At 69.2% G+C, this 292-nt stretch carries 1 pseudogene; it reads left to right on the plus strand.

What is annotated here, in order from left to right:
- Positions 1-70: 70 nt before the first annotated feature.
- Positions 71-292: pseudogene (locus tag F1735_RS34755) on the plus strand (two-component system sensor protein); the annotation flags it as partial.

Here is a 292-nt window from a genome sequence, read left to right on the forward strand (position 1 = left end):
TGGCCGACCGCACCCAGGTCGCCGCCCGCGCGGTCGAACTGGGCTTCGGCCATTCCGGCGCGACGAACCCATGAGCGCGCTGTCGAGCTGGTCCCAGTGGTGGTCGAACCGCTCCTTGCGCGTCAAGGGCCTGGTGCTGATCGCGGTGCCACTGGTGATCCTGCTGGGCGCGCTCGCCTCAAGCTACCTGATGGGGGCCGAAAGCCGCCGCGCCCAGCAGGGCGTGCAGCGCACCTTGCAGATCCAGCACGACATCCAGGAAGTGCATACTTTGCTGGCCGAGGCCGCCACC

The sequence above is a fragment of the Massilia genomosp. 1 genome (assembly GCF_011682185.1).
GTDB classification, from domain to species: domain Bacteria; phylum Pseudomonadota; class Gammaproteobacteria; order Burkholderiales; family Burkholderiaceae_D; genus Telluria_A; species Telluria_A rubra.